Origin of the sequence: Pectobacterium nicotianae (assembly GCF_023272715.1) — a bacterium.
In the GTDB taxonomy this organism is placed as follows: Bacteria; Pseudomonadota; Gammaproteobacteria; order Enterobacterales; family Enterobacteriaceae; genus Pectobacterium; species Pectobacterium brasiliense.
In genome coordinates this window covers 2,901,178-2,914,334 of the sequence record NZ_CP096821.1, presented here as the reverse complement: position 1 = coordinate 2,914,334, position 13,157 = coordinate 2,901,178, and the positions used below count along the sequence as shown (strand labels likewise).

General features: G+C 52.8%; 8 protein-coding genes. 5 read left to right on the top strand and 3 right to left on the bottom strand.

The window, feature by feature from the left end; genetic code table 11:
* Positions 1–27: 27 nt before the first annotated feature.
* From cydC to trxB, 3 genes are all read right to left on the bottom strand, one after another.
* Positions 28–1,767 carry a heme ABC transporter ATP-binding protein/permease CydC gene (cydC, locus tag MYB54_RS13020; protein WP_248720856.1) on the bottom strand — a complete coding sequence of 580 codons (1,740 nt, stop codon included), beginning with the start codon at positions 1,765–1,767 and terminating at the stop codon, positions 28–30.
* Entirely contained in the window at positions 1,767–3,533 is a 1,767-nt protein-coding gene (gene cydD / locus MYB54_RS13015) for a heme ABC transporter permease/ATP-binding protein CydD (RefSeq protein WP_248720855.1), read from the bottom strand. The genes cydC and cydD overlap by 1 nt, the downstream gene beginning before the upstream one ends.
* A gap of 237 nt (positions 3,534–3,770) precedes the next feature.
* On the bottom strand, positions 3,771–4,733 hold the full coding sequence (gene trxB, locus MYB54_RS13010) for a thioredoxin-disulfide reductase (protein WP_010277214.1): 963 nt from the start codon (positions 4,731–4,733) through the stop codon (positions 3,771–3,773).
* 584 nt (positions 4,734–5,317) lie between these two features.
* Between trxB and lrp the strand changes: the two genes are divergently transcribed.
* From lrp to serS, 5 genes are all read left to right on the top strand, one after another.
* Positions 5,318–5,812: a leucine-responsive transcriptional regulator Lrp gene (gene lrp, locus MYB54_RS13005; RefSeq protein ID WP_010277211.1), complete on the top strand. Its 495-nt coding sequence runs from the start codon at positions 5,318–5,320 to the stop codon at positions 5,810–5,812.
* A gap of 114 nt (positions 5,813–5,926) precedes the next feature.
* A complete protein-coding gene (locus MYB54_RS13000; RefSeq protein WP_248720854.1) occupies positions 5,927–9,415 on the top strand; it encodes a DNA translocase FtsK 4TM domain-containing protein in 3,489 nt (1,162 codons plus the stop codon).
* Between the two features lie 249 nt (positions 9,416–9,664).
* A complete protein-coding gene (gene lolA, locus MYB54_RS12995; RefSeq protein ID WP_010277204.1) occupies positions 9,665–10,276 on the top strand; it encodes an outer membrane lipoprotein periplasmic chaperone LolA in 612 nt (203 codons plus the stop codon).
* Positions 10,277–10,283: 7 nt separating this feature from the next.
* Positions 10,284–11,627: a replication-associated recombination protein A gene (locus MYB54_RS12990; protein WP_039288077.1), complete on the top strand. Its 1,344-nt coding sequence runs from the start codon at positions 10,284–10,286 to the stop codon at positions 11,625–11,627.
* Positions 11,628–11,730: 103 nt separating this feature from the next.
* Positions 11,731–13,026, top strand: coding sequence for a serine--tRNA ligase (gene serS, locus MYB54_RS12985; RefSeq protein ID WP_039286989.1), 1,296 nt, complete (start codon positions 11,731–11,733; stop codon positions 13,024–13,026).
* Positions 13,027–13,157 lie beyond the last annotated feature (131 nt).

Below are 13,157 nucleotides of genomic sequence, written 5' to 3'. Positions count from 1 at the left end.
AAACGTTATGTTTCAACCGAGTTTGCCCTAGACGTGTTGGCGGAACTGCCAATAACGACCTTGTTGTGCCATTAAGTCCTGATGGCTCCCCTGTTCGATCACTTTGCCATCATCCAGAATACAGATGCGATCCATCGATTCTAAGCCGTATAGCCGGTGAGTGATGACGATCAGCGTCTTATCGGCACAGTGCTGGCGGAGCAGTTGCAGAATACGCTTTTCGGTTTCTGCATCCAACCCTTCAGTCGGTTCATCCAATAGAACGAGCGGTGCGTCGTGCAATAAGGCGCGTGCCAACGCGATACGGCGCTGCTCGCCACCGGACAGCTGTCGACCGCCTTCTCCCAGCCAGGCATTCAGCCCTTCGTTTTCCAGCAGTTTTTCTAACCCAACCTGCTGTAATACCTCAGACAGTTTTTCATCCCGTGCGGCTGGTGCGGCTAGCAGCAGGTTATCACGCAGCGTTGCGCTGAAAATATGCACGCGTTGCGGCACCACGCTCATCATGGCGCGGAGATCGTCTTCCCGCCAATCGGCAAGGGGATGTCCATTCAGCGTAATTTCTCCGTATTCACAATTCCATGCCCGGGTCAGCAATTGCAATAGCGTCGATTTCCCGCATCCGGTACGCCCCAGCAGCGCCAGATGCTCGCCTGGTTGAATGGAAAGCGTAATATTCTGCAACACGGGCTGCGGCTGGCCAGGATACGTGAAACCGACATGTGAGACATCAAGTGACGCCTCGCGTGGGGTTTCTGGCCCATGCTCTGGGAACGTGACGTCAACGGGCTGGCGAATGATTTGATCGACCCGAGCCGCGGAGGCAATCACTTGCCCCATATGCTGGAAGGCCACCGTGACGGGAGCCAGTGCTTCAAAAGCAGCAAGTGAGGCGAACACGAATAGCGCAATTAACGCACCGGGCTGCGGATTACCGCCAACCCCATCCGCTGCCAGCCACAGAATCAGGGTAACGGTCAGCCCGCTGCATAAAATCATCACCGCCTGAGACAGACCGGTAAGGTTGGCCTGCTGACGTTGTCGGCGCAGCCAGTTAATTTCCACCAGAGCCAACTGTTGACGGACGCGACTGAGTGCGCCGAAGACGGTGAGTTCCGCCTGACCTTGCAGCCAGGTCGTTAACTGAAGGCGGTATTGTGCACGCAGCGCGGTCAAATCCTGTCCGATGCCGTTTCCCGCCCGATAAAAGACAATCGGCAGGCACAGCAGCAGTACCAGCATGATGGCACCCAGCGTCAGAGCCAGTGAGGCATCAATGAAACTCAGGCCATAGCAAACGATAAGAATGACGGCAAAAGCGCTGACGATGGGTGAAATCACGCGGAGATAGAGGTGGTCGAGCGTATCTACGTCCGCTACGAGCCGGTTTAGCAGTTCAGCCTGACGAAATTGTGCCAGTCCCCCCGGCGAGAGCGGCAGGATGCGAGAAAAGGTGAAAACACGCAGGCGCAGCAAAACGCGGAAGGTGGCATCGTGGCTGACGACTCTTTCCCCGTAGCGTCCGGCCGTACGTGCAATCGCTGCGCCCCGCACGCCAGCGGCGGGCAGCATGTAGTTAAAGGTCAATAGCCCGACGATCCCTGCCAGCGCGGAACCCGCCAGAAACCAGCCGGATAGCGCGAGTAGACCAATGCTGGCCAGCAGAGTTGCAATGGCTAATACCACGCCCAGACTCAAATACCAGAAGTGCTGACGATAAAGCGCGAGAAACGGTTTTAATACCTGCATCGTTTTCATCTGAGCCATTACAGCGCCTCCTGTCGTTGTGCCAGCAGCGTCGCGAAGGGACCTGCTTCGGCTCGGAGTGTTTGATAGTCACCCTGTTGAACTAACCGACCGCCGTCCATGACCCAAATTGCATCATACTCGGTGATCTCGGTGAGCTGATGCGTGACCAGTAGCGTGGTCTGCGAACGTGCCGCGTCGTTCAGCGCCGTCATAACCAGCTCCTCGCTATGGGCATCCAGGCTGGCTGACGGTTCATCCAGCAGCAATAAGTTGCAAGGGTGAATGAGCGCACGGGCAACGGCGACGCGCTGTGCCTGTCCGACGGAAAGGCGCGCTGCACCGTCACCGATGGTCGTTTCCAGCCCTTGCGGGAGCTGCGGTAAAAATTCCTGTACATACGCGTGCTCAATCGCATACTGCAATTCCAAAGGGCTGGCCTGCGGATTACCCAGCAGAATATTGCTGCGCAGCGTCTGTTCCGGCAAGTGGGGATTTTGTCCGACCCAGCTTAACTGCTTACGCCATGATTCAGGCGTCAGCGTGTTCAATGCCTGGCCGTTGACGGTTAATGAACCGCGATAGGGCAGGAAGCCCAGCAGCGCATTAAGCAGCGAACTTTTTCCTGCCCCGCTAAGGCCGACCAGCGCGATACGTTCACCTGCGCGAATATCGAACGTCAACGGTTGGGTCAGCGGCGTGCCATTCGGCGCGAGGACAACCAGATCTTCCGCTCGGATAGCAATGGCGGTATTACTGCTGAATTCATGTGTGCCAAAGCCGACGGTTTCGCCTTCTTCTGACAAAAAAGTCACCAGCGATTCTGCTGCCCCGATAGCCTGAGCCTTGGCATGATAGAAGGTGCCCAAATCGCGTAAAGGCTGAAAGAATTCCGGTGCCAGAATCAATACGAGAAAGCCGGCGAAGAGCGTCACTCCCATGCCGTAATGACCAAAATCCAACTCCCCGAGATAAGAGAAACCGAAATAAACGGCGACAACGGCGATCGAAATGGAGGCGAAAAACTCCAGTACGCCCGAGGAGAGAAACGCCATGCGTAGCACTTCCATCGTGCGACTACGGAAATCTTCGGAAGCATGACGGATTTGTTCGGTTTCAGCCTTACCACGATGGAACAGACGTAGCGTTTCCATACCGCGCAGGCGATCGAGGAAGTGTCCACTCAGGCGTGCCAGCGCCAGAAAGTTACGTCGGTTGGCATCCGCCGCGCCCATGCCAACCAGCGCCATAAAAAGCGGGATAAGAGGAGCGGTTAGAAACAAAATCAGGCCAGCAGCCCAGTTGATTGGGAAAATGGTGATTAAGATAAGCAGCGGGATCAGTGCGGCAAGATACATCTGCGGCAGGTAGCGGGCATAATAATCCTGCATATCATCAACCTGCTCAAGAATCATCGTTGCCCAACTGCCGGCGGGTTTGCCCTGTACCCAGGCAGGGCCAAGCTGTTGCAATCGATCCAGTACCAGCTTACGAATTTGTTGTCGAACGGCTTGTCCGCAAAGAAAACCAACACGCTCGCGTAACACACTGTTGAGTGCGCGCAGAATAAAGGTGGCAATCAGCAGCAGGAAAGGGGAGAGCAATGATTCGCGCGTGGCATGCTCGATGATCAAGGCATGAAGCAGCGTAGCTAACAGCCAGGCTTGTGCCACGATTAACGCACCGCTCAGGAACCCAAGCAGTAGTGAAATTCGTAGCCAACGTTGCGCCAGCTTACTCTGTTGTTTCAGCCAGGCGGTCAGTTCTTGCTGTCTGGTTTTTTTCATCAGGCACCAGTTCGTTATATTGCAGAAATGGACTTAACAGAAAATAACTCTCATGCAACTGTTAGTTAACAAAATTATCTTCTATCACGCAGAATGACGCCATGTTACCGCGACAGGGGCGCGCTGCAAACGAAAAGGAGAGGGGAAATGGGTGAGGCGATCAATTTTGTGTTGCGGAAGGCAAACTAGAAGTAAAGAAAACGGAACGGCCGTCGCCGCTCCGTTATCAACAGTGTATTACTTGTTGACGGTCAGCCCGTCAAGGTAACGTTCGGCATCCAGTGCCGCCATACAGCCGGTACCTGCGGAGGTAATGGCCTGACGGTAGATGTGATCCATGACGTCGCCTGCGGCAAAGACGCCAGGAATGCTGGTTTGTGTCGCGTTGCCGTGAATACCGGACTGCACTTTGATATAACCGTTTTCCAGTTCCAACTGACCGCCGAACACTGCGGTATTCGGGCTGTGGCCGATAGCGATAAACACGCCAGCCAGCTCCAGTTCTTCTGCCGCGTCGCTCTGCGTATCGCGGATACGGACACCGGTTACACCCATGTCATCGCCCAGCACTTCGTCCAGCGTACGGTTGGTATGCAAGATGATGTTGCCGTTTTTGACTTTGTCCATCAGGCGGTCGATCAGAATTTTCTCTGAACGGAACGTCTCGCGGCGGTGGATCAAATGCACTTCCGCCGCGATGTTAGACAAATACAAGGCTTCTTCTACTGCGGTATTCCCGCCGCCAACTACGGCGACTTTCTGGTTACGGTAGAAGAACCCGTCACAGGTTGCGCAGGCAGAAACCCCTTTGCCTTTAAACGCGTCTTCAGACGGCAGGCCGAGATAACGAGCCGATGCCCCCGTGGCAATGATCAGCGCGTCACAGGTGTACTCGGCGCTATCGCCGAATAAACGGAAGGGACGGTTCTGTAAATCAACACGTTCAATATGATCGAAGATCACTTCGGTATTGAATTTGGTCGCGTGTGCATGCATACGCTCCATTAACAGCGGGCCAGTTAAATCATCGGCATCACCCGGCCAATTTTCTACTTCGGTCGTAGTCGTCAGCTGACCGCCTTTTTCCATACCCGTGATTAATACTGGCTGCAAGTTCGCCCGTGCAGCATAAACAGCGGCAGTGTAGCCAGCCGGGCCTGAACCCAGAATCAATAACTTGTGATGTTTAACAGTACCCATGCTTTCCTCATTTCATGACGGCGGATCATGTTCATATAACGGTTTCTACAACAAACCCGCTTCCTTACTACGAACAGTCTCTACCACGGACAATGCGAACGATTGTAAGGAAATTACAAGAGTAAAAAAAGTATGCAGAAAAGTTGCTAGCTATTTGTTTAATCGTTAATGACGATGAGGATGACAAATCGCTGAAAAATCAGCCACATTCATAAGTAAAATGATTGAAGTCACCTCGGAGAATGGCTCTGGCTTATCCAATCTGGCAGTTTCTTCTGATTTTCGTTGTTTTGCTTTGACAATCGGCTGTGCATTTGCGAAAACATCTGGGTAAGAGGAAATTTTTTGTATGTGAACAGTTAAAAGCTCGGCTTTTTATTCGTTTTTGCGCAGGTAGTAGGCCTTTGGGCCACGGATATGACGTGATGGTCTTTTCGCGGGTGAGCAATACGTGGGGCGAGAACGAGAAGTTAATGACTGTTGATATACAAAATAGGCAGCGTGTCTTCTTTAGGGGTAGCTCTGATACATGAGGTCTATCGGGGTAAAGCGGGTGCAGGGAAAAGTGAAGAGAGACAATAATAATGGTAGACACTAAAAAACGACCAGGCAAAGATCTCGATCGTATTGATCGTAACATCCTGAACGAATTGCAAAAAGATGGACGTATTTCCAATGTCGAGCTTTCCAAACGTGTTGGGCTGTCGCCAACGCCTTGTCTGGAACGTGTACGTCGTCTGGAAAGACAGGGCTTCATTAACGGCTACACAGCGCTGCTAAACCCGCATTATCTGGATGCGTCACTGCTGGTTTTTGTTGAAATAACGCTAAACCGCGGCGCGCCTGATGTGTTTGAACAGTTCAATGCTGCGGTGCAGAAGCTGGAAGAAATTCAGGAGTGTCATCTGGTTTCCGGTGATTTTGACTACCTGTTGAAAACGCGTGTGCCAGACATGTCCGCTTACCGTAAGCTCCTGGGTGAAACGCTACTGCGTTTGCCGGGCGTAAACGACACCCGTACCTACGTGGTGATGGAAGAAGTGAAGCAAAGCAACCGTCTGGTCATTAAGACGCGATAAATGTGTGGGTGCAAAACCCGATAAATTCAGCTACACTCCTGTGAATTTATACAGTTCCAGCGCCGGGTTTTCTCGGCGCTTTGTCATAAACCTTACAGGCCCCTGGAGAGACTCTTGAGCCAGGAATATACAGAAGATAAAGACGTTACCCTGAAAAAGCTCAGTGGAACACGTCGTTTGCTTGAAGCGATTTTAATCGTTGTGGCACTTTTTGCGGTTTATCTTAGTGTCGCACTACTCAGTTTCAGCCCCTCCGACCCCAGTTGGTCACAGACTGCATGGCATGAACCTATTCACAACCTCGGTGGTGTAGCAGGTGCATGGCTGGCGGATACGCTGTTCTTCATTTTTGGTGTGCTGGCCTACGCCATTCCACCGATTATGTTATCCCTGTGCTGGGTCGCTTTCCGCCAGCGTGATAACAACCAGACTATTGACTACTTTACCTTTTCACTTCGCCTGATTGGGACATTGGCGCTGATCCTGACCTCTTGCGGTTTGGCTGCGTTGAATATTGACGATCTCTACTATTTTGCTTCCGGTGGTGTGTTGGGAAGCCTGTTGAGCAGCTCAATGATCCCACGTTTCAACAGCATGGGCGCAACGCTGATTCTGCTGTGCGTGTGGGGGGCAGGGTTAACGCTGTTTACCGGCTGGTCATGGTTAACAATCGCTGAAAAAATTGGTGCAGGTGTCTTGGGTTGTCTGACGTTTATGTCAAACCGTTCACGCCGCGACGAGGACTATCGCGAAGAACACGATCGTGAAGAGGATGAGCGCGATGCGCTTAATCTGCGTCACGATGAGGCGTCGGGTGAGGCAGTCACACAACAGCGTGATGACGATGATGTTCTGTTTTCTGCGCCTTCCGTGGCTGATGCGGTAAACGACACGACGGCAGACAATAAGATAGACGAGTCATCACCGTTAGCTGAGAACGCACAGACAGCGACACAACCGGCTCTCTCCGCTGAAACGCCGGTGGCAGGGTCAACATTGTCTGATGTGGCAGTGTCTGATTCAGTATTATCAGGGTCAGCATTCTCTGGTTCATCGGCTGGTATTGTGCCGCCTGTTACTCCGTCCGCGATTGATTCGACGCCGTCGCTAAATCCGCCGCTGTATTCGTTTGAAATCCCTGAAACGCCAGCGGCAATGCCAGAGATCGCAAGCTCGCCTGAACGCCATAGCAGTGCGTATGCACCTTACGGAAATAGTTACGGAGAGAGTGCCGTACCACCGATTGTTGCGGCACCTGTGGCTCAACCGTTTGCTGAGCCGCCACAACTGGCACGCGATACGGATTTCGACGCGAATAACACCTTTATGCCGGCGTTCAGTGCCGATGGGGATGATAACCCGCAGATTAAACGCGGCGTAGGGCCTGAACTGCCGCGTCCTAATCCTGTACGTATCCCTACTCGCCGCGAGCTGGCGTCATACGGAATCAAACTGCCGTCGCAGCGGCTGGCTGAAGAGCAAGCAAGGCTGCAGGCGCAGAACGGTAGCGAAGAAGCGGAAGTGGCGAATGACGTGTATCAGGAAGAGACACCGGATGATATCGCCCAGCAGGAAGCCGCATTGCAGCAAGCGTATCTGGATCAGCAACGCCAGCGTTACGGTGATGAATACCCGTTACAGGAAGACGATGAAGACGCGCTTCTGCAAGCACAGCTAGCCAGAGATTTCGCGGCACAGCAGCAGTCACGTTATGATGCCAGCGAATTGCAGCGCGATGAGGAAATCCCTGCTCCGATAGCACCGCCTGTGGTCAGTGCGCCTGTTCAGCCAAATCCTGTCACATCGCATAACGCTTTTTCATTCTCGCCGTTTAGCGCGGAGAATGAGCGCGAGCCTGAACTGACTACGTTCAGCGAGTCCACGTATACACCGCCGTCCTACCGTTCTGAACCCGAGCTTCCGCCGATGCATGCTGGTGAACATGAGGACGACGAGGATGAGCACAACCCGTTGACGTTTAGTCAGCCAGCGCAACCAACGTCAGCGCCTGTTGAGGTCGCAAAACAGGAAGCGGTGGCAACACCAACGCATCATCCGGCAATGGATGGCTTGATTCACCCGTTCCTGATGCGTAATGAACAACCGTTGCAGAAGCCGACTACGCCGCTGCCAACGTTGGATTTGTTGACCCCACCGCCGGCTAGCGAAGCGCCTGTTGATAATTTTGCACTGGAACAGACGGCGCGACTGATTGAAGCACGTCTGGCTGATTTCCGGGTAAAAGCCGATGTGGTCGATCATTCTCCTGGACCGGTGATCACACGGTTCGAATTGGATCTGGCACCGGGTGTTAAAGCAGCACGTATCTCGAATCTGTCGCGTGATTTGGCACGTTCACTGTCAGTTGTCGCGGTGCGTATTGTTGAGGTTATTCCCGGCCGACCGTACGTCGGGCTGGAGTTGCCTAATGCGCATCGCCAGACGGTTTACCTGCGAGAAGTGCTGGATTGCGATCAGTTCCGTGATAATCCATCGCCACTGTCGATTGTGTTGGGTAAAGATATTGCGGGCGAACCTGTCGTTGCCGATTTAGCGAAAATGCCACACCTGCTGGTTGCTGGTACGACGGGGTCGGGTAAATCGGTCGGCGTCAACGCAATGATCATCAGTATGTTGTATAAAGCCACGCCGGAAGACGTACGCTTTATCATGATCGACCCGAAAATGTTGGAACTCTCGGTGTACGAAGGCATTCCGCATTTGTTGACGGAAGTTGTCACTGACATGAAGGATGCGGCCAATGCGCTGCGCTGGTGTGTCGGTGAAATGGAACGTCGTTACAAGCTGATGTCGGCGCTTGGCGTGCGTAATCTGGCGGGATACAACGAACGGGTGATGACGGCAAATGCGATGGGGCGTCCGATTCCCGATCCGTTCTGGAAGCCGGGTGACAGCATGGATATGACGCCGCCAGTGCTGGAAAAACTGCCGTATATTGTTGTTATGGTCGATGAATTTGCTGACCTGATGATGGCGGTGGGTAAGAAAGTTGAAGAACTGATTGCCCGACTGGCGCAAAAAGCGCGTGCTGCGGGGATTCACTTGGTGCTGGCGACGCAGCGTCCTTCGGTTGATGTCATCACCGGATTGATCAAAGCGAACATTCCGACGCGTATCGCGTTTACCGTTTCCAGTAAGATCGACTCACGCACAATCCTCGATCAAGGGGGCGCAGAGTCGCTATTGGGGATGGGGGATATGCTGTATATGGCACCGAACTCCTCGATACCTGTCCGTGTTCATGGTGCTTTTGTGCGCGATGAGGAAGTTCACGCCGTCGTTCAGGACTGGAAAGCGCGCGGTCGCCCTCAATATATCGATAATATTGTCAGCGGTGGCGACGATGCTGAAGGAGGAAGCCTCGGTCTTGATGGCGATGAAGAACTCGATCCGCTGTTCGATCAGGCGGTAGAGTTTGTGGTCGATAAACGTCGTGCATCCATCTCGGGCGTCCAGCGTCAGTTCCGAATCGGCTATAACCGTGCCGCGCGAATCGTTGAGCAAATGGAAGCGCAGGGTATCGTCAGCTCTCCAGGGCACAACGGTAACCGCGAAGTATTGGCTCCGCCATCAATGGAATAGGCACGCGGTACTGATTGATGTCACTCCACGATAAGGGCTGCGCGAGCAGCCCTTATGCAAAGAAGCGTAAAAGCGGCAATAAGCAGATAATTCACCTATCACCGTCCGAGTGGGTTCAGATAACATAGATCTATAGATAATGCAGCTCGACGAATAATACAGATCTGTAAAGAACATAGGCGCTATACAACGCGTCTTATCTCGATAGATGAAGGTTCGTTATATTAAGAAATTCAAAGGATTATGTGTATGAAAAAGTGGTTAGCTATCAGTTGCCTGATTGCAGGTGTTACCTCAACCGCTGTCTATGCGGACGCGGCAAAAGATTTGCAGGGTCGCCTCAATAAAGTAAACAGTTTCCACGCCAATTTTAGCCAGAAAGTCACCAGTGCTGACGGCGCAGCGGTACAGGAAGGGGAAGGCGAACTGTGGTTGAAACGCCCGAACTTATTTAACTGGAAAACTACCTCACCTGACGAAAGTACGTTGATTTCTGACGGCAAAACGCTTTGGTTCTATAATCCGTTTGTTGAGCAAGTCACGGCAACCTGGCTGAAAGATGCGACAGGCAATACGCCGTTCATTCTGATTACGCGTAACGATGCCAGCGACTGGAATAAATACGATGTGCGCCAGAAAGGCGATGATTTTGAGCTTACGCCGAAGTCAGCGAGCGGCAATCTGAAGCAGTTTGCGATTAATGTGACGACAAGCGGCACAATCAAACAGTTTACCGCGACGGAACAAGACGGGCAGCGGAGCACTTATGTGCTGAAAAACCAGCAAAACGGCGCTGTTGATGCCGCGCAATTTACGTTCACACCGCCGAAAGGCGTCACGCTGGATGACCAGCGTCAGTGAGGCCAGAGTGAGCAACCTGTCCCTTGATTTTTCCCATAATGAATTCCAACCGCTGGCCGCGCGTATGCGGCCAGCGACGTTGGCACAGTATATCGGCCAACAGCACCTGTTAGGGGCCGGTAAGCCTCTGCCACGAGCCATTGAGGCAGGGCAACTGCACTCAATGATTCTCTGGGGGCCGCCAGGAACGGGAAAAACCACGCTGGCAGAACTGATTGGGCATTACGGGCAGGCTGATGTTGAGCGTATTTCTGCCGTGACGTCCGGCATCAAAGAAATTCGCGAAGCGATTGAGCGTGCCCGACAAAATCGCAATGCGGGGCGTCGCACTATTCTGTTTGTCGATGAAGTCCATCGTTTCAACAAAAGTCAGCAGGATGCATTTCTGCCACATATCGAAGATGGAACGATCACCTTCATTGGTGCGACAACCGAAAACCCCTCTTTCGAACTCAATTCCGCCCTGTTATCTCGCGCCCGCGTCTATTTGCTAAAAGCGCTGACGGCAGAAGATATCGAGCAGGTCTTGCAGCAGGCAATGAGCGACAGCGAGCGAGGATATGGCGGACAGAATATTGTTCTGCCTGCCGAAACCGCGCGGATGCTGGCCGAATTGGTCAACGGCGATGCCAGACGTGCGCTGAATAGTCTGGAAATGATGGCCGACATGGCGGAAATCGACGGGCAGGGCATGCGTGTTCTGACGCCAGCACTCCTCAACGAAATCGCTGGTGAGCGTAGTGCCCGCTTTGATAACAAAGGCGACCGCTATTACGACCTGATTTCAGCGTTGCATAAATCGGTAAGAGGTTCCTCGCCGGACGCGGCGCTTTATTGGTACGCCAGAATCATTACCGCCGGCGGCGACCCGCTGTATGTTGCCCGACGGCTGTTGGCGATTGCATCGGAGGATGTTGGCAACGCCGACCCGCGTGCGATGCAGGTGGCTATCTCCGCCTGGGATTGTTTCACTCGTGTCGGCCCCGCAGAAGGGGAGCGCGCCATTGCTCAGGCGATTGTTTATCTGGCCTGTGCCCCTAAAAGTAACGCCGTGTATAGCGCATTTAAAGCCGCGATGCAGGATGCTCGCGAGAAGCCAGACTATGATGTTCCCGAGCACTTGCGCAATGCGCCTACTCGATTGATGAAAGAAATGGGGCTCGGCGCTGAGTATCGGTACGCACACAATGAACCTAATGCCTATGCCGCTGGCGAGAGCTATTTTCCGCCGGAAATGGCCGATACGCACTATTACGCGCCGACCTCACGCGGCCTTGAGGGCAAAATTGGTGAAAAGCTCGCCTGGCTTGCCACTCAGGATCAAAATAGCCCGACAAAACGCTACCGTTGAACTAAGCGTTGCGGTAAGGTTATTGCGGTATTTTCTGAAACCGGCCGCGTAGCGCGCCGTGTACGCCACCATTTCATTTGATAATCATAAGCACAGGATTAGCATGCTCGATCCCAATTTACTGCGCAATGAGCTAGACGCAGTCGCCGAAAAGTTACTGGCTCGCAGAGGCTTTAAGCTGGATGTTGAGACCCTGCGTAAGCAGGAAGAACGTCGTAAAGTATTGCAGGTAGAAACTGAAAACCTGCAGGCAGAGCGTAACTCCCGATCGAAAGAGATTGGTGCAGCGAAAGCACGCGGTGAAGATATCGAGCCTTTGCGTCGTGAAGTTAACACATTAGGCGAAAAACTGGATGCCGCGAAAGCCGAGCTGGATCAGTTGCAGAATGAAATTCGCGATCTGGCGTTAACGATCCCGAACCTGCCGGACGACTCTGTGCCGCTTGGAAAGGACGATACGCAGAACCAGGAAGTGACTCGCTGGGGTGAGCCACGTAAGTACGATTTCCCCGTACGCGATCATGTTGAACTCGGAGAGATGGCTGCCGGGCTGGATTTTGCCGCTGCGGTGAAATTAACCGGTGCGCGTTTTGTCGTGATGAAAGGACAGATTGCCCGTCTGCATCGTGCGCTTGCCCAGTTCATGCTGGATTTGCACACACAGCAGCATGGCTATCAGGAAGCGTATGTGCCTTATCTGGTCAACCATGCCACGTTATACGGTACGGGTCAGTTGCCTAAATTTGGAGAAGATCTGTTCCACACCAGACCGTTGAGTGAAGAAGCGGGAAGCAGCAATTATGCGCTGATTCCGACCGCTGAAGTTCCATTGACCAATCTAGTGCGTGACGAAATTCTTGATGAAGAATCTTTGCCGCTGAAGATGACTGCACATACGCCTTGCTTCCGTTCAGAAGCCGGCTCGTATGGTCGTGATACGCGTGGGTTGATTCGTATGCACCAGTTTGACAAGGTTGAACTGGTACAAATCGTCCGCCCTGAAGATTCCATGCAGGCGCTGGAAGAATTGACGACCCATGCCGAAACGGTACTGCAACTGCTGAAATTACCGTATCGTAAGGTCTTGCTGTGTACAGGTGATATGGGCTTTGGTGCGACTAAAACTTACGATCTGGAAGTCTGGTTGCCAGCGCAGGATACGTACCGCGAAATCTCTTCCTGTTCAAACTGTTGGGATTTCCAGGCGCGCCGTATGCAGGCTCGCTGCCGTAGCAAGTCCGACAAGAAGACTCGACTGGTTCATACGTTGAACGGTTCTGGTCTGGCAGTCGGTCGTACACTGGTTGCTGTTCTGGAAAACTACCAGCAGGCTGATGGCCGTATTGAAGTTCCAGAAGTGTTGCGTCCGTATATGGGCGGTCTGGAATTTATTGGCTAATCGCCGATGACCTGAAAAAAAGCGCCCGTTTAAAGGCGCTTTTTTTACGCCTTCTGTTCGGTAATATTTTTTCATCGTAAAAATAGCTTCTCTATCTTAAACAACCCGTTCGACTTAAATTTTAAGTTAAA

Coding starts and splice junctions, on each gene's coding strand:
- cydC (WP_248720856.1), bottom strand. CDS start 1,767: ATGGCTCAGATGAAAACGATGCAGGTATTAAAACCGTTTCTCGCGCTT.
- cydD (WP_248720855.1), bottom strand. CDS start 3,533: ATGAAAAAAACCAGACAGCAAGAACTGACCGCCTGGCTGAAACAACAG.
- trxB (WP_010277214.1), bottom strand. CDS start 4,733: ATGGGTACTGTTAAACATCACAAGTTATTGATTCTGGGTTCAGGCCCG.
- lrp (WP_010277211.1), top strand. CDS start 5,318: ATGGTAGACACTAAAAAACGACCAGGCAAAGATCTCGATCGTATTGAT.
- lolA (WP_010277204.1), top strand. CDS start 9,665: ATGAAAAAGTGGTTAGCTATCAGTTGCCTGATTGCAGGTGTTACCTCA.
- serS (WP_039286989.1), top strand. CDS start 11,731: ATGCTCGATCCCAATTTACTGCGCAATGAGCTAGACGCAGTCGCCGAA.